Below are 19,067 nucleotides of genomic sequence, written 5' to 3'. Positions count from 1 at the left end.
GCTAGTTGCTCACCGTCCGCTTCTCGATGCCCTTGTCGACGGCCTGCTCGGGCGTCAGGGCGATCACCCGCTGCACGAAGATGCCCGGCAGGTGCACGGCGTCGGGCTCGATCTCGCCCGGCTCCACCAGCTCCTCCACCTCGGCGATCGTGATCTTTCCGGCCTGCGCGGCGAGGGGGTTGAAGTTCTGCGTGGACTTGTTGAAGACCAGGTTGCCGTGCCGGTCGCCCTTGGCGGCGCGGACGAGCGCGAAGTCGGTGCGGATGCCGCGCTCAAGGACGTACTCGACGCCGTCGAACTCCCGTACCTCCTTGGGCGGCGAGGCCTTCGCGACCCCGCCGTTGCCGTCGTAGCGCCAGGGGAGTCCGCCGTCCGCGACCTGGGTGCCGACGCCGGCAGGAGTGTAGAAGGCGGGGATGCCCGCGCCGCCCGAGCGGAGCCGCTCGGCGAGCGTGCCCTGCGGGATCATCTCGACCTCGATCTCGCCGGCCAGGTACTGCCGGGCGAACTCCTTGTTCCCGCCGATGTACGAGCCCGTGACGCGGTCGATCCGCCCGGCGCTGAGCAGGACGGCGAGGCCGGAGTCCATGGCGCCGCAGTTGTTCGACACCACCGACAGGTTCCCCGTGCCCTGCTCGTACAGCGCCTTGATCAACACGTTCGGTACGCCGCTCAAGCCGAACCCGCCGACCGCGAGGGACGAACCGTCCCCCACATCGGCGACGGCCTGAGCGGCCGTGGCGACAACCTTGTCCATCCCTGCCAGCCCTCATCTCCGCGAAGTGCCATGAAGTGCTCCTGAAAGTACTCAGCACACTGAGCATTTTCTGGGTGCCGCTCACGTTGCCACTGGGTTCCTGAACCGTCAAGAGTTCCAAGGGAAACGCATGGATGGACTCGACAAGCGGGCGCCGGTTGCCGGATCCTTGCTCAGTGCACGGCCGTGTTCAGCGGCGCAATGACTGCAGACGGAGGACCGCCATGGCCGCGGTGGATCTGACCACCCATCCCGGGCACCTCGCCCGGCGGCTCCAGCAGGCGCACTATCTGCTGTGGAACACGATGGTCTCCGAGGAGATCACGTCGCCGCAGTTCGCGGTCCTCAACGCGCTGGTGGCCGAGCCGGGTCTTGACCAGCGCACGGTGGGGGAGCGGGTGGGTCTCGACCGGTCCACCATCGCCGAGGTGATCACCCGGCTCACGCGGCGCGAGCTGGTCGACAAGGTCCGTGACCCGCAGGACGGTCGCCGCTGGTTGCTCCGCCTGACGCCCGGGGGGTTGCGCACGCACAAGAAGCTGGCGGTGCGCACGGCCCGGATGAACCAGATCTTCCTGGCGCCGCTCGACGCCGATGAGCGCGGGGTGTTCTTCGACCTGATCCAGCGGGTGTGCGACGGGGCGGAGGGCCTTCGGCAGGCGGGTGAGGTGGAGGTGGCGGCGAGCTCCTGACCGGGGCTTGATTGCGTTCGGTTCGGCGGGGGTCGGTAATTTAAGCCCCTGCGGCGATTGAGCAGCGGGGTTCGGGGCAGAGCCCCGAGGCCGTAACCCCGGGTAGGCGTCATCGCTTGGCCAAGACCACCCACACCGCCCCCGGCGCGAACGGGAGCGCCGCGCCGCCATCCGCCGCCGAGAACGCCGTGCCGACCGTCGGAGACCCCCGGCGCCACCGCGCGTCGTACGCCCGCCCGTCCCGCAGCACCACCGCGTCACCGTCGCCGACCGTGCGCGACAGTGGCGACGTGTTGCCGGACCGGTCGTGGAAGCGGGAAGGCGCTACGTCGACGTACTGGACGACCACCGTCGGGGCGCCGAGCCGCTTCCCGGCCGCCGTCGTCGCGGGACGCCCGTCCATGCCAACCAGCCAACGACCTTGCTCCGCCGACCAGTTGAAGGCGAACCGCGCGGCAGGGAAACGCACCGTGTGCTCCGTCTCGGCCCGCCCACCCTTCGGCGCCCGCTCGGCGAACTCGAACCCGGCCGCCTCCCCCGCGTGCACCCCCGCCGCCGGATCACCCAGCTTCGCGGGCCGCAGGTACAAGTTGTGCGGCGCGGGCTTGTCGTCGCCGCGGAAGTACGCGCTCCCGGCCGCGCCCGGCGGCGCCGCCCGCAGCGGCGCCGACTCGATGGAGGGCCGCAGCGCGCTCTGCGCCCCCGAGTACGCGAGCGTCGGCCGGTCGAACTGTCGCAGCAGCTCAAGATCGGTCTCGCGGGCGCTGCGCACCGGCCCGACCACCTTGGGCAGCCGCGAGCCGAACACCGCCATCAGCCGGCTGAGACCCGCCTCGACCTGCTCGACGTACACGAGGTCGGCCTCGTCGAGCCCGGTCTGCGGCCGCGCGGGCCCGACGTTGTCGATCTTCACGGCGAGCAGCGGCGCACGCGCCGACGCCGAACTCCCGCCCCCGGGCAGCCGACTCGCTGTACACGCCGAGGCGAACACCCCGAGAGCCCCGACCACGACCGCACGCCTGCGCATCTCGTCCACGCCTCATGGATACCCACGGGCACACCCGGCTCACTCCGGGGGAACCGTCACACGCTCAGCGCAGTACATCCGCCAGGTCGAACTTCACCGGCTCCTCCAGCTGCGCGTACGTGCAGCTCTCCGGTGTCCGGTCCGGGCGCCAGCGGCGGAAGCGGGCCGTGTGGCGGAAGCGGGCGCCGTTCTCCATGTGTTCGTAGGCGACCTCGGCCACCAGGTCCGGGCGCAGCGGGATCCAGGAGAGGTCCTTCTTGCCGGTCCAGCGGCTGGTCGCGCCCGGCATCCGCCGGCCCTCGTGCGCCGCCTCGTCGGTCCACGCCGCCCACGGGTGGCCCGCGGCGTCCTCCATGCGCAGCGGCTCCAGCTCGGCGACCAGTTCGGTGCGGCGCTTCATCGTGAAGGCCGCGCAGACCCCGACGTGCTGGAGGGCGCCCTCGTCGTCGTACAGGCCGAGGAGCAGGGAGCCGACGACCGGCCCGCTCTTGTGGAAGCGGTAGCCGGCGACCACGCAGTCCGCGGTCCGCTCGTGCTTGATCTTGAGCATGACGCGTTCGTCCTGCCGGTAGCGCAGCGTGAGCGGTTTGGCGACGACGCCGTCCAGGCCCGCGCCCTCGTACTGCTCGAACCAGGTCTGCGCGAGCTCCGCGCTGGTGGTGGCGGGGGCCAGGTGCAGCGGGGCGGAGGCGTCCGTGAGGGCCTGTTCCAGGAGCGGTCTGCGGTCCGACAGCGGCAGCTCGACCGTGGACTCGGAGCCGAGCGCCAGGACGTCGAAGGCCACGAAGGAGGCGGGCGTGCGCTCGGCGAGGGTCTTCACCCGCGAGGCCGCCGGGTGGATCCGCTCGGTGAGTGCGTCGAAGTCCAGCCGGCCGTCCCGCGCGATCACGACCTCCCCGTCCAGTACGCAGCGCTCCGGGAGCCGCTCGGCCAGCGCCTCGACCAGCTCGGGAAAGTACCTGGTCAACGACTTGGTGGTCCGGCTCGTGAGCTCGATCTCCGGACCGTCGCGGAACACGATCGCCCGGAAGCCGTCCCACTTCGCCTCGTAGTGCATTCCCTCGGGGATCCTGGCGGCGGACTTGGCGAGCATCGGCTTGACCGGCGGCATCACGGGGAGGTCCATGCCCCGATTCTGTCCTCTACGGAGGCGTATCGCCCGGTATGCGCATTACGTCCTTTCGGCCTAGCGTGAGCGCATGGGCGGCAAGGGTGCGGCAGTGGAACTGGAAGCGGGCGGTCGGACGGTGCGTCTGTCCAGCCCCGACAAGGTGTTCTTCCCCGACGGAGGGAAGGTGACCTACACGAAGCTCGACCTCGCGAACTACTTCCTCGCGGTCGGCGACGGCATCCTGCGCGCCCTGCGCGACCGGCCCACCACCCTGGAGCGCTACCCCGAGGGCGTGACCGGCGAGTCCTTCTACCAGAAGCGAGCGCCGAAGAACCTGCCCGACTGGATCCCCACCGCCACGATCGCCTTCCCCTCGGGGCGGACGGCCGACGAGATGTGCCCGACGGAGATCGCCGCCGTGATCTGGGCCGCCCAGTACGGCACCCTCACCTTCCACCCCTGGCCGGTGCGCCGGGACGACACCGACCACCCGGACGAGCTGCGCATCGACCTCGACCCGCAGCCCGGCACGGACTACGCCGACGCCGTGCACGCGGCGAACGAACTCCGCTACGTACTCCACGAGTTCGGCGGTCTGCGCGGCTGGCCCAAGACCTCCGGCGGCCGCGGACTGCACGTCTTCGTGCCCATCGAACCGCGCTGGACGTTCACCGAGGTGCGCCGCGCCGCGATCGCCTGCGGCCGCGAACTGGAGCGCCGCATGCCGGAGTTCGTCACCACGGCGTGGTGGAAGGAGGAGCGGGGCGAGCGCATCTTCGTCGACTACAACCAGACGGCCCGCGACCGCACCATCGCCTCCGCCTACTCGGTGCGCGCCCGCCCGCACGCCCCTGTCTCCGCCCCGCTCACCTGGGACGAGCTGGGCGACGCGCTGCCCCGCGACTTCGACATCGTCACCATGCCGAAGCGGTACGCCGAACTCGGCGACGTACACGCCGACATGGACAAGGAGAGGTACTCCCTCGACGCCCTCCTGGAGCTGGCCGCGCGCGACGAGAAGGATCACGGCCTCGGCGACCTGCCGTACCCGCCCGAGTACCCGAAGATGCCGGGCGAGCCCAAGCGGGTGCAGCCGAGCCGCGCCAGGCACGAGGAGGGCGACGGCAGTTGAACGGCTCTACAGTGCGGCGGCCCGGTGCGTCACGCGACCGCCGAGTACCGTCAACCGCACGGGTACGTCGGGGAGTTCGGTCGCCGGTGCGGCGACCGGATCCACCGCGAACGCCGTGAGGTCGGCGCGGAAGCCGACCGCGATCCGCCCCGCGGTCCGCTCCTCGCCGGCGGCGTAGGCGGCGTTCACGGTCATCGCCCGCAGCGCCTCGATGCCGGTCAGCGCCTGCTCGGGGCCGTGCGGCGGCAGCGCGAGATCGCGGCTCGGCCGCCGGTGTCGCGCCCCGGCCAGCACTTCGAGCGGCGGGTACGGCGCGATCGGCCAGTCCGAACCGAGCACCACCGTCGCCCCCGCGTCCGTGAGGTCCCGGCAGCGCCAGGCCCGCCCCGCCCGCTCCTCGCCGAGCCGCCGCGACCAGTTGTCGGTGTGGTCGGCCCGCGTGAAGTCGCAGCAGTGCGTGGGCTGCATCGACGCGATGACCCCCAGCTCCGCGAACCGCCGCACCGTGTCGTCCGGCACCGTCTCGATGTGCTCCACGCGGTGCCGTACGTCGCCGGGGGCCCCGGCCCGCGCCTTCTCGACGGAGTCGAGCGCGTGCCGCACCGCCGCGTCACCGATGGCGTGCGTCGCGGTGGGCACACCGGCACGGTGCAGCGCGGCGATGACCTCGGTGTACGCGGCCGGGTCCGGCCAGAACGCGTGCGTCGACTCACCGTGGCAGTCGGGGCGCTCCAGCCACGCGGTGCCGTTGTCGATGGTGCCGTCCATGAACAGCTTCACGCCGTCGACGGACCACAACTCCCCGCCACGCGCCTGGAGTTCAATGAGTCGGCGCACGGCGTCGGCATCGGCGCCCGGCTGACACCAGGGCGCGACCCGCAACCGCACGGCCAGCTCCCCGCCCGCGTCCAACTCCTCGTACAGCTCAAGGGAGTCGCCGTTGGCGTCCATGGCGTGCCCGCCGGTGAGACCGCTCGCGGCCATCCCCCGCAGCGTCCGCGCGAGCCGCTCGCGGCGCTCGGCGCGGGTGGGCTGCGGCGCGGCCCGCTCGACCAGTTCGCAGGCGGCGTCCTCCAGGAGCAGCCCGGTGGGCCGGCCGGCGGCATCGCAGACGACTTCGGCCGCCTGGTCGAAGGTGCGCGGCCCGTCGACCCCCGCGAGTTCGAGGGCGCGGGGGCTCGCCAGCATCGAGTGCGCGTCGAAGAGCAGGATCAGGGCCGGAATTCCATCGAGCACGGGGGCGAGCGCCGCCGCCTCCACGGCCCGCTCCCCGAACACGTTCGGATCGAGCCCCCACGCGTGCAGCCACGCACCGTCCGCGAGCGCCTCCCTCGCCCGCCCGAGCTCGGCACGCACCTCATCGAGGCTCACACACCTCGACAGATCGACCCCGGCGGTCAGCTCGGCCCCGTGCGCCGGATGCACGTGCCCATCGACGAGTCCGGGCGTCACGACGGCGCCCTTGAGGTCGATGACGGTGGTTCCGCCCCCGGCGAGCGCGCGAACCTCCCGGTCGTCACCCAGCGCGGTGATGCCCCCGCCGGTGGCGGCGAGCGCGGTGTGCGCACTGGCTCCGCCATCGACCGGGTCCAGGAACCGGGCGTTGAGGAGGATCAGGTCGGGGTGCTGCATGGTGCGAATCTCCTAAGCGATATCTCAGACAGGTCCAGCGTGGGGCGCGAACGATCGGGCCGCTCCGTCGACGCCAGGTGTGATCAATCAGGCCGCTTTGTCGACGCCAGGCGCGATCAATCAAGCAGCGCTGTCGGCGCGAGGTCCGGAAAATCAAGCCCCGTCTTTCGGGCGAGGGCCCGCGGGGTCCGGGGCAGAGCCCCGAGGCCGTAACGCCGTCACGGGTCTACAAATCCAACTCCCCCTCGCGGAGCCCAAGTTCACGCTCGGCCACCCGGAACGCCATCCGCGCCACCGCGGCCGGCAGCCCCTCCACGTCCCCGACCGGATCCGCCCCGAGCCCGTCCAGTACCACCAGAATCTGCATCGCCACAGCCTCCGGGTCACCGGTCCGGAACTCTCCGCGCGCCACGCCGTCCGCGATGAGCCCCGTGAGCCGTCCCCGCCACGCGTCTCCCTGCTGCGCGACACGTACCCGCAGCGAGTCCCGGTACCGGCTCAGGTGCCGCGCGTTGAGCCACAGCCGGCTGATGTCGTCCCAGGCGGGACCGGACGTCCGGGCAAGGAACCCGGCCAGCCGCCCCACGGCAGACGTACCCGCATCACTCTCGGGGAGCAGCGCGTCGAGCTCACCCGTGGCCGCGCTCCCGAACGCCTCCGCCACCAGCTCCTCCGCCGAGGGGAAGTAGTGGCTCACGAGGCCCGGACGCACCTCCAGATCCTCTCCGATGCGCCGCAGCGTAATGCACTCCAGGCCTTCGGAAAGCGCAATCGAAGCGGCCTTCGCAACGATTTCCGCACGTCTGGCCGCCGGAGATTTTCGGATTCGCTTGCGCTCAACGCTTGACGACATGCCCGTCACGCTATTGAGTGTGCGACCAATAAGCAAGCAGGTGGGACGAGACCAGCACCCCGGAGGGCCCTATGGCGTCCACGCTCCCCGACCCGTGTTCCGACGCGGACGGCACGGCAGACGGCACCGCACACACGCCACCCGCCGAAGAACAGGCGGCAGCCACCCGCATCGAGGCCCACGGCATCGACCACATCCCTGAATCCGAACGCCGCGGCCGGGCCCGTGAGTTGTTCAACGTCTGGGCCGCGGGCGGCATCAACTATCTGGCCCTGGTGGTCGGCGGCGCCCTGATCCTGATGGGCCTGAACCTGTGGCAGGCCCTCGCCGTGCTGGTCGTCGGCAACCTGTTCTGGATACTCACCGGCTGGCTCTCCGTCTCGGGCCCGGCGGCCGGCGCGCCCAGCGAGGTCATCACCCGCGCCCTCTTCGGCGTCATCGGCAACCGCGTGAACAACGCGATCGTCGGCTGGGTGATCTCCGTCTGCTACTTCGCCCTGAACCTGTCGGCCGCGGCCGTCGCCGCGTTCTCGCTGGTCGCGAGGGTCGGGATCCCGGTGAACACGGGCGTGAAGGCCGCCGTCATCGTGGTCATCGCGGCGCTCACCCTGACCATCAGCGTCTACGGCCACGCCCTGATCATGAAGCTGTACCTGCCGATCACCCTCGTGCTCGCCGCGGCCTTCGTCGTCGTGGCCGTCGTGGTCGTCCGGCACGCCGACTTCGGCTACGTACCCGAACACCACCTCACCGGGATCGACCTGTGGGCCACGGTCCTCGCCGGTGTCACCCTCATCGCCTCGGGCCCCCTCTCGTACACCACCAGCGCGGACTTCTCCCGCTATCTGCCGCGGACGACGCCGAAGCGGGCGATCGTCGGCTGGACCGCGCTCGGCGGCTTCCTGCCGGGCGTGGGTGTCTCGGCCCTCGGCGTGCTCGCCGCCACGACCGTCGACATGACCGATCCGCAGGCCGCCCTGGAGAAGATCCTGCCCGCGTGGTTCACCCCCGCCTTCCTCCTCGCCCTCGTCCTCGGCACCATCGCCATCAACGCCCTGACCGCGTACAGCGCGGGCCTCGCCCTCCAGGCCGTCGGGCTGCGCATCCGCCGCTCCGTCAGCGTCCTGTTCGACGGCACCGCCGCCGTCGCGCTGACCCTGTACGGGCTCCTCGTCTCGAACTTCCTCGACACCGTCAACAACGTCCTGCAACTGACCGTCGTCCTGCTCGGCCCGAGCATGGCGGTCTACGCGACCGACATCGTGCTGCGCCGCAACCGCTACGACGGGCCCGCTCTCACCGACGAGTCGCCCGGCAGCCCGTTCTGGTACCGAGGAGGCGTCAACTGGGCAGGCGCGCTTTCCCTGTTGGCGGGCGCCGCACTGTCCGCGCTCTGCGTGAACACCCTCTACTTCACCGGGCCGATCGCCTCCGCCCTCGACGGCGTGGACCTCGCGCTGCCGGTCGGCATGGTGGTGGCGTGCGTCTGCTACACGCTGACGATGCGGCGCTCGGTGGCACCGCGGAACGTGACCGGCCCGTGACGCGATCCTCGCTCATCCCGCACAACCCGCTCTGGACAGCGTCTATCGGGAAGTAGAGCATCGGTGCCATCTGTACATGACACTGATCATCGAGGGAGCCGCGTTGAGCAAGGACCGTACGTACGACTACGTCATCGTCGGGGCCGGATCCGCCGGCTGCGTGCTGGCCGGGCGGCTCTCGGAGGACCCTTCCGTCAAGGTCGCCCTCGTCGAATCGGGCCCGCGTGACCGCAAGACGGAGATCAGGATCCCGGCCGCGTTCCCGAAGCTGTTCAAGACGCCGTACGACTGGGACTACTCGACGAGCAAGCAAGCGGCCCTGGACGACCGGGAGTTGTACTGGCCGCGCGGGCACACGCTCGGCGGCTCCTCCTCCATCAACGCCATGATGTGGGTGCGCGGCCACCGCGCCGACTACGACGCCTGGGGCGAGGCCGCCGGATCCCCCTGGTCGTACGACGAGTTCGTGCGCTACTTCCAGCGCGCCGAGCGCTGGCAGGGCGCTGCGGAAGCGGACTCCGTGTACGGCACGGCGGGACCGCTGCACATCTCGCCGCCGCGCCACCCGAACCCGACCACGGCCGCGTTCCTCGACGCCTGCCGGGCCCAAGGCCTGCGTGAACTCGACGAGTTGAACCAGGCCGACCACTCCGGCTTCGCCCTGACCCCGCTCAACCAGCACAAGGGCCGCCGCTGGAGCGCCGCCGACGGGTACCTCAAGCCCGCCGCACGCCGCCCCAACCTCGACATCTACACCGGCGCCCGCGTCACCCGCATCGACTTCGACGGCACCCGCGCCGCCGGTGTCGTCGCCTCCGGGGTCGCCGTCGGCACCCTGCGCGCCGCCCGCGAGGTCATCCTCTCCGCAGGCGCCATCAACTCGCCGCAGCTCCTCCAGCAGGCGGGCATCGGCGACCCGGAGACCCTCGCAGAGGCGGGCATCGACACCTTCGTCGCATCAACCGACGTCGGCCGCCACCTCCAGGACCACCTGATGTACGCGCTGAACGTCCGTGCCGCGAAGCCCATCTCGCTCACCGGCGCCGACTCGCCCGCCAACATCGCCCGGTTCCTGCTCGGCGGGCGCGGACCGCTCACCTCGAACGTCGGCGAGGCCGTCGCCTTCCTCGCCACCAAGCCCGAACTCACCGCGCCCGACATCGAGTTGATCTACGCCCCGGTGCCGTTCGTGAACCACGGCCTTGAGGAGCCGACCGAGCACGGCCTCACCCTCGGCGTGGTCCTGCTCCAGCCGAAGAGCGAGGGCCGGATCACCCCGACGGGCCGCGACGCGCAGCCCCGCATCGACCCGGACTACCTGGCCCACGAGGAGGACGTGCGCACGCTCGTCGCCGGTGTGCGCCGCGCCGAGGAGCTGCTCGCCGACAGCGCCCTCGCCGGGCACCACACCGAGCCGATGGCCGGCTACCCCGGCGTCGTCGACGACGAGGCGCTCACCCGCTCGGTTCGCGCCACCGCCGAGACCCTCTACCACCCGGTCGGCACCTGCCGGATGGGCTCCGACGAGGGTTCGGTCACCGACCCCCGCCTGCGCGTGCGCGGCATCCAGGGCCTGCGCGTCGTGGACGCCTCCGTCATGCCGCGCATCACCCGCGGCCACACGCACGCGCCCACGGTCGCCCTCGCGGAACGGGCCGCCGACCTGATCCGCGAGGACGCCACCAAGTAGCGCGGCTCTTCAGGGGAGTGGGAGACCCTGCGCGTTACGAGCCGACGCTCACCGTGAACCGGCGCGGATTGCCGTCGTGCGCCGCGCCGGACACGTCCGGCTGTCCCTCGGCCTGCACGTCGTCGTACGGGAAGGCGTACCCGATGGGCGAGTTGGCGTGCAGGATGCGCGACCAGTGGTTGGTCGTGGCGTCCTGGTAGTAGTCGGCGGACGTGAGGCCGTTGGGCTGCTCGGGGTGCGTGAGCATGACGCTGCGGTTGAACCCGGCGGCGAGGCGGGACAGGATGCCCTTCTTGTCGTCGGAGTCGTCCGGGTTGTTGGCGAACGGCCCGTGGTTGCAGGTGAAGATGTCCTTCGAGGCGGGCTTGGCGAAGGTGTGGCCGCCGTTGAAGGTGAGGGTGTCGCCGCTGACCCGGCCCGTGAAGACGCCGCGCCCGCCCTGGAGATCGATCTTCAGGTCGGTCGAGGCGTACTTCTCCCACACCTTGTCGACGTAGGCGCCCCACACGTCGCGGAACGGCATCTTGTCCGGCTTGTCGAAGTACGGCGCCATGAGGTTCTGCGGCGATATCACGCGCAGCACCTTGCCGTCCTCGCCCTTGATGGCGAGCTTGTCCCAGGGCTGCCCGTCCTTGGCGGCCTGCGCCGCGAGATCCGAGGCGATCTTGTCGATGGCGCCGTCGGGGAACGGGGCGACGGTGTGCGTGGCGTCGCCCTCCAGCTTGATCCCGATGGGCAGCGCCGTGATCAGGTCGACGTAGCTGATGTTGGAGTACAACTGCTCGGAGTTGAAGGTGAATTCGGCGAACGCCCAGGTCTTGCCGTAGTTCGGGTCCTCCTTCGTGGCGAAGGCGGGCTCGACGAGCGAGGGGCCGGGGTTGACGAAGAACTCGAGCTCGTCGTCGCGCACGAAGTAGACGCGGGCGCCGTACATCTGAGGCAGCGTCACGACCTTCGGGGCGGATCCGGCGGCGCCGAGCGGGATGGCGCAGTCGACGGGCAGCGGGGTCTGCGGGGCGCTCGGTTCCTCCGGGTGGTAGACGCTGCCGTCGGAGCGCAGCAGCACCCAGTTGCCGGTTCCGTTCTCGTGGCCGGTGACGTACGCGCGGACCGTGCCGCTCAACGACTTGTTCTCCAGGGCCAGTTCACAGGTGGCGGGTGCGGCGCCCGCGGTCCAGGAGGGGAGGGTGAGTGCTGCGGCCGTCGTGGCGAGACCCGCTCCTGCGGAGGCGAGAAAAATTCTGCGCGAGATCACGATGGACACTCCTCGAATGTGGGGGGTGTGTGGGGGAGCCCTACTGTGGCGAGAGGGGACGGAGGCGTCAAGAGTTCGCGCAGGGAGCGCTCCCACGTTTTGTTTGCGTTCAATCGTTGAAGGCGGAGCGTTCGGTTCCTCTGGTCTGAACCAGCCCAGGTCAGCGTGGTGCGAGGGCGGTTGTCAGTGCCCGGTGCAAGACTCGGCAGTCCGAAAAAAGAAACCCTCGACGAGGAGGGCAAGACCCATGATCACTACGGAATTCGTGGACGGCGCACCGAACTGGCTGGACCTCAGCACCCCCGACATGGACGGTGCGATCTCCTTCTACGGCGGCCTCTTCGGGTGGACGTTCCTGTCGGCGGGCCCCGAGGCCGGTGGGTACGGAATGTTCCAGCTCGAAGGCCGGACGGTGAGCGGCGCCATGACCGTCACCGCCGAGCAGGGCGAGCCCGGCTGGACCGTGTACTTCCAGAGCGCGGACGCGGATGCCACGGCGAAGGCGGTCGGGCAGGCCGGCGGCAGCGCGCTGCTGCAGCCGATGGACGTCTTCGACCTGGGCCGCATGGCCGTGTTCAACGATCCTGCGGGCGCCCCCTTCGGCATCTGGCAGCCGGGGAAGAACAAGGGTCTCGAGTACACCAGGGACGACGGCGGGCTGAACTGGGTGGAGCTGTACGCCCCCGATGTGGCCGCCGCGAAGCGGTTCTACGGCTCGGTGTTCAACTGGGGCGCGTTCGACGTCGAGTTCCCCGGCGGCAGCTACACGACGATCAACCCGCAGGGCACGGACGAGAACGCGATGTTCGGCGGCCTCGCCAAGCTGGACAGCGACCCCTCGGAGACCGCGGCGGGCCCGCACTGGACTACGTACATCCACGTCCCGGACGTGGACGCGACGGCGGACCGGGCGCAGGAGCTGGGTGGCACGGTGCGCTCCGAGCCGGTCAGCATCCCCGGCGTCGGACGGATCGCGAAGCTGGCGGATCCCTACGGTGCGGGCTTCGCGGTGATCAAGGGGGACCCCGAGCAGAAGTGACCGTGCGGGCACCGGAAGCACCCGCGGTGCCCGATTGCCGCCCGTTGAACGACCGTTGATCAAACGTTTTTCGGCGGGCGGCAGACTGGCCGCCATGTACGCGAACACGACCCTTACGCCTGCCGGCCCCACCTGGCAGGACCAGGCGCTGTGCGCCCAGACCGGTGCCGAATTCTTCTTCCCCGAGCCGGGCAGCTCCGTCCGCGAGGCCAAGACGATCTGCGGCCTGTGCCCGATCCGGCAGAGCTGCCTCGAGTACGCCCTCACCCACGACGAGCGGTTCGGGGTGTGGGGCGGCCTCTCGGAGAAGGAGCGACACCGGCTCAGGCGCGGCTGACGCTTCCGGCGGCGCTGCCGGCCTGCGTCAGTCCGTTGTGGCACCGCCGCCGTTCCGCAGGATGTTCAGAGCCCTGTCGAAGGCCGAGTCCCTCTTCTTGGCGAACTCCTCCTTCGTGAAGACCGGCTCCTTGAGATGCGGCGGAATGCCCGTGCCGTCGAAGGTGCTGCCCGACCGGGTCAGAAACTCCTCGTTGGGAAGCCAGGCCGACATGCCGTTGGGGAGCCGCCGCGTCATGACGTCCGAGAAGACGCCTTGGGTGGGCTGTCCGATCCGGACCGTCCTGCCGGGCCGGTCCATGAGGGCCTGAGTGAAGGTCTCTCCCGCGCTGACGGTCGAGCCGCCGGTCAGCACGGCGACCGGCCCGGTGTACCGGGGCCCCTGGGCGGGCGCCACGTATGCGGGCTGGGGGCGGGTGTGCCGGGTGGGGTCGGCTGGATCGTTGCGGGCCCGCTTGGAGTAGGCGAGGTAGGAGGCGTCGGTGAGGCGCTCGGCGATGTGGATTCCGAGGGCGTCGGAGCCGCCGCCATTGATCCGCAGGTCGATGATGAGGCCCTTCAGGCGCTGGGTGCGCTCCCGGCTGAGGGCCGTGTCCAGCGCCCTGTCGAGCTCGGCCAGTTGAGCGGCGTAGGGGGCGCCGTCGTCCGCGTATCCGCCGAAGCCGGAGATCCGCAGATAGCCCTGCCCGCCCGGGAGGTCGGCGTAGGTGATCCGCCCGTTGGCGAAGTCCTGGACGGTGCGGGCGTTCTTGAGGTCGCGCGCCACGATGAACTTCTTGACCTTGGCGTCCAGGTCCTCGGTGGGCACGACGGTGCCGGGGCGCGGCTGCGCGAAAACGCGATCACCGTCCTGGACGGCGACGTGGGCGTCGTGGAGCGGCCCGACCATCTCGCTGAAGACGGCGTAGAGCTCGTCCCTCGTCGTCCCGGCGTGTACACGCGGGCGGTATCGGTCGCGGACGGCGTGCCAGTCGATGCCCTTGGCGGCGAAGAAGGGGTAGTTCTCCTCGAAGGACTGCCAGAAGACGTCGAAGGCGGCGCGGGGGCCCTTGGGGGCCGGACGTGTGCAGGTGTCGGGCAGCTTCGGGATCCGGCGCAGGTTGCGGTCGCCGACGGAGCCGTCCGTCCGCAGGGACGCGTGGTCGCGGTCTCCGTGGGTGCGCACGGTGAGGACGGTGCCGTCGGGCAGGGTGTAGGCGGTGGGGCCGGTCCGTTGCGCGGAATCGCCCTTCAGGCAGCTGACGGCGGTGGTCTGGTACTCCTGGAATCTTCCGTCCCGGATGGACAGAACGGTGCCGTAGCCGTCCATCCGCCAGACTCCGTCGGTGGGCGGCCGGTGGGTTGTGGCGGTGGCGGTGGCGGTCGGGGCGGCGAGGGCGAGGGCGGTGGCGGTGGCCGTGACGAGGCGCACGATCCTGCCTTCTGGGTAGGCGGCTTGCTCAGGACGGCTCTACGGTCGCCGACCTGGTGGCTGCCTGGCCATCCGGCTGTCCGGTTGATCGAGGGTGGGGCCAGCCCCCGCTCCTCGGCAGTGCCGGTGTATCGCCTGCGCCCCCACGCCACGGGGCTCCGCCCCGGACCCCGCTCCTCAATCGCCGGAGGGGCTGGATTTGCCCCGGTGGTCCGCCCTTGGAGGGGGTGCTCCTCAAGGGCGAGGGGCTGGATTTGCCCGGGCCGTCCTGCCCTGGACGACCCCCGCACCTCTTGAGGTCCTACGACGCAGCCGCCCGCTGCGCCATCCGTGCCTTGCGGGCCGCCAGCTTTTCGTCGAACTTGGAGGCCTCGGTGTCCAGGCCGTTCATGAACAGGCCCAGTTCCTCCTGCGCCTTGATGCCCTCGGGGCCGAGGCCGTCGATCTCCATGACCTTGAGGAAGCGCAGCACGGGCTGGATCACGTCGTCGTGGTGGATGCGCAGGTTGTAGACCTCGCCGATCGCCATCTGCGCCGCCGCGCGCTCGAAGCCGGGGATGCCGTGGCCCGGCATCCGGAAGTTCACGACGACGTCGCGCACGGCCTGCATCGTGAGGTCGGGGGCGATCTCGAACGCGGCCTTGAGGAGGTTGCGGTAGAAGACCATGTGCAGGTTCTCGTCCGTGGCGATACGGGCGAGCATGCGGTCGCAGACCGGGTCGCCGGACTGGTGGCCGGTGTTGCGGTGCGAGATGCGGGTGGCCAGCTCCTGGAAGGAGACGTAGGCGACCGAGTGCAGCATCGAGTGCCGGTTGTCCGACTCGAAGCCCTCGCTCATGTGCGACATCCGGAAGGATTCCAGCTGGTTCGGGTCGACGGCGCGCGAGGCGAGCAGGTAGTCGCGCATCACGATGCCGTGCCGGCCCTCCTCGGCCGTCCAGCGGTGCACCCACGTGCCCCACGCGCCGTCGCGGCCGAACAGCGAGGCGATCTCGTGGTGGTAGCTGGGGAGGTTGTCCTCGGTGAGCAGATTGACGATGAGGGCGACGCGGCCGACCTCGGTGACCTTGGACTGCGACTTGTCCCAGGCCTCGCCGTCCTCGAAGAACTCGGGGAAGTTGCGGGCGTCGGACCACGGGACGTAGTCGTGCGGCATCCAGTCCTTGGCGACCTTGAGATGCCGGTTGAGCTCCTGCTCGACCACTTCTTCCAGCGCGTGAAGCAGGCGGGCGTCGGTCCATGTGGTCGACGAGCCGAGGCGGGGGGAGATGACGGTCACGACAGGCTCCTGGGGGACGGAGGTAAGACGAGCGGTTGTACCTACGGTGTCGTAGGTTACGTTGCCGTAGGTTAAGCGCCCCATAAAGACGGGTGGTTACGTGTGGAGCTCTCGAAGGCGAACTGAGAGGCAGGTCACACAGCCCTCCAGCTTCTCGAACTCGGAAATGTCCACCAGAACCGGCTCGTATCCGAGGTCGGCGAGCCGCTCCGCCGACTTCGGCGCGCTCTCCGCCATGAGCAGCCGGTCCTCGCCGAGCAGCACCACATGCGCCCCGGACTCCTCGGGCACCGGCAGGAAGCGCGGGAACAGCGAGGCGTGCTCGACCAGCGGCGGATGCCCGATGACGGTGCCGTCCGGCAGCGCGGTCACCGCCGTCTTCAGATGCAGCACCTTGGAGAGGGGAACGGCGACCACGCGCGCGCCGAGCGGCTCGAAGACGGCGCGCAACTGCTGCACGCCCGCCGCGTTGGTGCGCCCGCCGCGCCCTACGTAGATGGTGTCACCGACCTTCAGTACGTCGCCGCCGTCCAGGGTGCCCGGCTCCCACACCCAGTTCACGGAGCAGCCCAGCCGCGCCACGGCCTCCTCGACGCCCGGTGTCTCCGGGCGCCGCGACTCGGCGCCGGACCGGGTGATCAGTGCGACGTTGCGGAAGACCACCACCGCGTCCTCGACGAACACCGCGTCCGGGCACAGGTCGACCGGCTCCACCAGGAACGTCTCCCAGCCGTGCGCCTCAAGGGCGTCCACGTACCCCTTCCACTGCTCCTGCGCCTTCGCGGCGTCGACAGGGGTCCGCTCGATGTGGGTGACGAGCCCGTCCGCGATGCGCGGTCCCGGGCGGCGGACGAGGGCCTTCTTGCTGGGCACGGCGGACTCCAGGCTCCATGACGACGGACGATGTGACGGTGCGCACATCATGCACAGGGCGACACGTGTCGCGGAATCCCCTGTTACGCGGCCGTCACCTCCCTCTCACCGGGCCTGTCCGCGCCCGCGACGGCCCGCCGCAGGTGCTCCGCCGTGAACGAGCCCTCCGCGTCGAGCAGTTGGGCCGGCGTGCCCTCGAAAAGCAGCTCCCCGCCCTGCCGGCCGCCCTCCGGGCCCAGATCGATGATCCAGTCGGCCCGCCGGATCACATCGAGGTTGTGCTCGACGACGACCACGGTGTTGCCCGTGTCGACGAGCCGGTCGAGCAGCGCCACGAGCCCGTCGACGTCCGCCATGTGCAGCCCGGTGGTCGGCTCGTCCAGGACGTACGTCGCCGCGGTGCGGTGCAGCTGCGTGGCCAGCTTGATGCGCTGGCGCTCGCCGCCGGAGAGGGTGCTGAGCGGCTGGCCGAGCGTGAGATACGTGAGGCCGACGTCGTGCAGGGCTTGCAGGCGGCGGCGTACGCCCTTCTCGTCGAGGTCGGCGAAGTAGTCGAGGGCCTGCGCGGCCGTCATGTCGAGCACGTCCGCGACACTGCGGCCGCGCACGGTCAGGCCGAGCACCTCGTCCTTGAAGCGGCGCCCGCCGCACGCCTCGCACACCGTGGTCACCGGGTCCATGAACGCCAGATCGCTGTAGATCACGCCGCGCCCCTCGCAGCGCTCGCAGGCGCCGCCGGAGTTGAAGCTGAACAGGCCCGACTCCGTGCCCGTCTCGCGCGCGAACACCTTCCGTACGGTGTCCATGATCCCGAGATACGTCGCCGGGGTGGAGCGCCCGGAGATCCCGATCGAGGACTGGTCGACGACCACCGCCTCCGGGTGCGCGGCGCACAGCGCCCCCGACACCAGGGAACTCTTGCCGGACCCGGCGACCCCGGTGACGGCGGTGAGCACCCCGGTCGGCACCCGCACGGTGACGTCCTTGAGGTTGTGGACCCGGGCCCCCTCGACGGTCACGTGGCCGGTCGCCGCGCGCGGGTGGTCCTTCACCCCGCCCGTGCGGCGCAGGCACCGGCCGGTGAGCGTGTCCGCGCGCCGCAGCGCGCCCGGCGTGCCCTCGAAGACCACGCGCCCGCCGTCGGCGCCGCCCGCCGGCCCCATGTCGACGATGTGGTCGGCGACGGCGATGACATCGGGGTCGTGCTCGACGACGAGCACGGTGTTCCCCTTGTCGCGCAGCCGCAGCAGCAGATCATTCAGGCGTCCCACATCGCGCGGGTGCAGGCCGACGCTCGGCTCGTCAAAGATGTACGTCATCCCGGTCAGGCTGGAGCCCAGGTGCCGCACGGTCTTGAGGCGCTGGCCCTCGCCGCCGGACAGCGTCGACGTCTCCCGGTCCAGGCTGAGATAGCCGAGGCCGATCGCCTCGATGCGCTCCAGCGCGGTGACGGCGGCCGCGGCGATCGGCCCGGCCACCGCGCCCTTGATGCGGCGCAGTACGGGGATCAGCTCGCCGACCTCCATGCGCGTGCACTCGGCGATGCTCAGGCCCTCGACGCGGGTGGCGAGCGCGGCGGCGTTCAGGCGCGCCCCGTCGCAGACCGGGCAGGTGCCCTCGGTCAGGAACCGGCCGACCAGGTCGCGCGTGCGCTGGCTCAGCGTCGACAGGTCCCGGTTGAGATACAGCCGCTCGAAGCGGTCGGCGAGCCCCTCGAAGTCGATGTCGCGGCGGCCGCCGGTGTTGGCGACGTTCACGCTCCGCCCGTGCCCGCGCATCAGGAACTCCCGCTCGGCGGCGGTGAACTCGCGTACGGGCTTGCTGGTGTCGAGGTCGGTGGTGTTCGTGTACGTCTGCCCCTGCCAGGTCCCTACGGCGAACGGCGGGAACAGCACCGCGCCGCCGGCGAGGGACTTCGACGGGTCGAGGATGCGCTCGTAGTCGGGGCGCACGGTGCGGCCGAGCCCGTCGCACTCCGGGCACATCCCGCTCGGATCGTTGAACGAGTACGCGGTCGCGGGCCCCGCGCTCGGTGTCCCGTGCCGCGAGAACAGCACGCGGATCACCGAGTACACGTCGGTCATCGTGCCGACCGTGGACCGCGAGTGCCCGCCGATCGGCTTCTGGTCGACGACGATCGCGGGCGTCAGCTCCTCCAGGGCGTCCGCGTGCGGCTTCTCGTACTTCGGCAGCCGGTTGCGGACGAACCAGGTGTACGTCTCGTTCAGCTGCCGCTGCGACTCCACGGCGATGGTGTCGAAGACGACGGACGACTTGCCCGAGCCGGACACCCCGGTGAAGACGGTGAGCCGCTCCTTGGGGATGTCCAGGGTGACGTCCTGGAGGTTGTTCTCGCGGGCGCCGACGATGTGCAGGTAGTTCATGCCGACGACGCTAGGTGGGATACCCGACACCTTTTGTCGGGTATCCCACCGT

At 70.6% G+C, this 19,067-nt stretch carries 16 protein-coding genes; 6 read left to right on the top strand and 10 right to left on the bottom strand.

From position 1 onward, the window contains the following. Position 1 precedes the first annotated feature (1 nt). The gene (locus ACOKM3_RS09355; RefSeq protein ID WP_426898801.1) at positions 2–757 is read right to left on the bottom strand and encodes a CoA transferase subunit A; all 756 of its coding nucleotides are present in this window, start codon (positions 755–757) and stop codon (positions 2–4) included. 224 nt (positions 758–981) lie between these two features. On the opposite strand from ACOKM3_RS09355, the gene ACOKM3_RS09350 reads away from it, so the two are divergent. Beyond that, positions 982–1,449 (top strand): MarR family winged helix-turn-helix transcriptional regulator, encoded by a 468-nt coding sequence (locus tag ACOKM3_RS09350; RefSeq protein ID WP_426898799.1) that lies wholly within the window; start codon positions 982–984, stop codon positions 1,447–1,449. A 109-nt stretch (positions 1,450–1,558) separates the two neighbouring features. Here the strand turns inward: ACOKM3_RS09350 and ACOKM3_RS09345 are convergent, their stop codons facing one another. Together ACOKM3_RS09345 and ACOKM3_RS09340 are read right to left on the bottom strand one after the other, a co-directional pair. Then, positions 1,559–2,476: a DUF3048 domain-containing protein gene (locus ACOKM3_RS09345; protein ID WP_426906746.1), complete on the bottom strand. Its 918-nt coding sequence runs from the start codon at positions 2,474–2,476 to the stop codon at positions 1,559–1,561. A 64-nt stretch (positions 2,477–2,540) separates the two neighbouring features. Beyond that, positions 2,541–3,602 (bottom strand): ATP-dependent DNA ligase, encoded by a 1,062-nt coding sequence (locus ACOKM3_RS09340; protein WP_426898797.1) that lies wholly within the window; start codon positions 3,600–3,602, stop codon positions 2,541–2,543. Between the two features lie 73 nt (positions 3,603–3,675). Between ACOKM3_RS09340 and ligD the strand changes: the two genes are divergently transcribed. Continuing rightward, positions 3,676–4,719, top strand: a complete 1,044-nt coding sequence (gene ligD, locus ACOKM3_RS09335) for a non-homologous end-joining DNA ligase (protein WP_426898796.1) — start codon at positions 3,676–3,678, stop codon at positions 4,717–4,719. 6 nt (positions 4,720–4,725) lie between these two features. On the opposite strand, the gene ACOKM3_RS09330 is transcribed toward ligD, so the two are convergent. Together ACOKM3_RS09330 and ACOKM3_RS09325 are read right to left on the bottom strand one after the other, a co-directional pair. Then, positions 4,726–6,351, bottom strand: a complete 1,626-nt coding sequence (locus ACOKM3_RS09330) for an amidohydrolase (RefSeq protein ID WP_426898794.1) — start codon at positions 6,349–6,351, stop codon at positions 4,726–4,728. 226 nt (positions 6,352–6,577) lie between these two features. Further along, on the bottom strand, positions 6,578–7,048 hold the full coding sequence (locus ACOKM3_RS09325; RefSeq protein WP_426898793.1) for a TetR family transcriptional regulator C-terminal domain-containing protein: 471 nt from the start codon (positions 7,046–7,048) through the stop codon (positions 6,578–6,580). 227 nt (positions 7,049–7,275) lie between these two features. On the opposite strand from ACOKM3_RS09325, the gene ACOKM3_RS09320 reads away from it, so the two are divergent. Together ACOKM3_RS09320 and ACOKM3_RS09315 are read left to right on the top strand one after the other, a co-directional pair. Continuing rightward, positions 7,276–8,748, top strand: a complete 1,473-nt coding sequence (locus tag ACOKM3_RS09320) for a purine-cytosine permease family protein (protein WP_426898791.1) — start codon at positions 7,276–7,278, stop codon at positions 8,746–8,748. Positions 8,749–8,824: 76 nt separating this feature from the next. Next, on the top strand, positions 8,825–10,438 hold the full coding sequence (locus tag ACOKM3_RS09315; RefSeq protein ID WP_426898789.1) for a GMC family oxidoreductase: 1,614 nt from the start codon (positions 8,825–8,827) through the stop codon (positions 10,436–10,438). Between the two features lie 34 nt (positions 10,439–10,472). On the opposite strand, the gene ACOKM3_RS09310 is transcribed toward ACOKM3_RS09315, so the two are convergent. Continuing rightward, positions 10,473–11,693: a glycoside hydrolase family 64 protein gene (locus tag ACOKM3_RS09310; RefSeq protein ID WP_426898787.1), complete on the bottom strand. Its 1,221-nt coding sequence runs from the start codon at positions 11,691–11,693 to the stop codon at positions 10,473–10,475. Between the two features lie 247 nt (positions 11,694–11,940). Here ACOKM3_RS09310 and ACOKM3_RS09305 point away from each other — a divergent pair, with 247 nt between their 5' ends. Together ACOKM3_RS09305 and ACOKM3_RS09300 are read left to right on the top strand one after the other, a co-directional pair. Then, a complete protein-coding gene (locus tag ACOKM3_RS09305) occupies positions 11,941–12,732 on the top strand; it encodes a VOC family protein (protein WP_426898785.1) in 792 nt (263 codons plus the stop codon). A 94-nt stretch (positions 12,733–12,826) separates the two neighbouring features. Then, on the top strand, positions 12,827–13,069 hold the full coding sequence (locus ACOKM3_RS09300; protein WP_426898783.1) for a WhiB family transcriptional regulator: 243 nt from the start codon (positions 12,827–12,829) through the stop codon (positions 13,067–13,069). A 27-nt stretch (positions 13,070–13,096) separates the two neighbouring features. On the opposite strand, the gene ACOKM3_RS09295 is transcribed toward ACOKM3_RS09300, so the two are convergent. The 4 genes from ACOKM3_RS09295 to ACOKM3_RS09280 all read right to left on the bottom strand — a co-directional run bounded on the left by ACOKM3_RS09295 (position 13,097) and on the right by ACOKM3_RS09280 (position 19,015). Continuing rightward, entirely contained in the window at positions 13,097–14,479 is a 1,383-nt protein-coding gene (locus ACOKM3_RS09295) for a S41 family peptidase (protein WP_426898781.1), read from the bottom strand. Between the two features lie 301 nt (positions 14,480–14,780). Next, complete coding sequence (locus ACOKM3_RS09290; protein ID WP_426898780.1) at positions 14,781–15,758, bottom strand: acyl-ACP desaturase; 978 nt, start codon at positions 15,756–15,758, stop codon at positions 14,781–14,783. Positions 15,759–15,854: 96 nt separating this feature from the next. Next, positions 15,855–16,631: a dimethylargininase gene (gene ddaH / locus ACOKM3_RS09285; protein WP_426898778.1), complete on the bottom strand. Its 777-nt coding sequence runs from the start codon at positions 16,629–16,631 to the stop codon at positions 15,855–15,857. Between the two features lie 83 nt (positions 16,632–16,714). Beyond that, positions 16,715–19,015: an ATP-binding cassette domain-containing protein gene (locus ACOKM3_RS09280; protein WP_426898777.1), complete on the bottom strand. Its 2,301-nt coding sequence runs from the start codon at positions 19,013–19,015 to the stop codon at positions 16,715–16,717. Positions 19,016–19,067: the final 52 nt, after the last annotated feature.

Source organism: Streptomyces nidicola, from assembly GCF_050106155.1.
In the GTDB taxonomy this organism is placed as follows: domain Bacteria; phylum Actinomycetota; class Actinomycetes; order Streptomycetales; family Streptomycetaceae; genus Streptomyces.
Note: the sequence above shows the minus strand (reverse complement) of the source record. Positions and strands in the feature narration are given on the sequence as shown.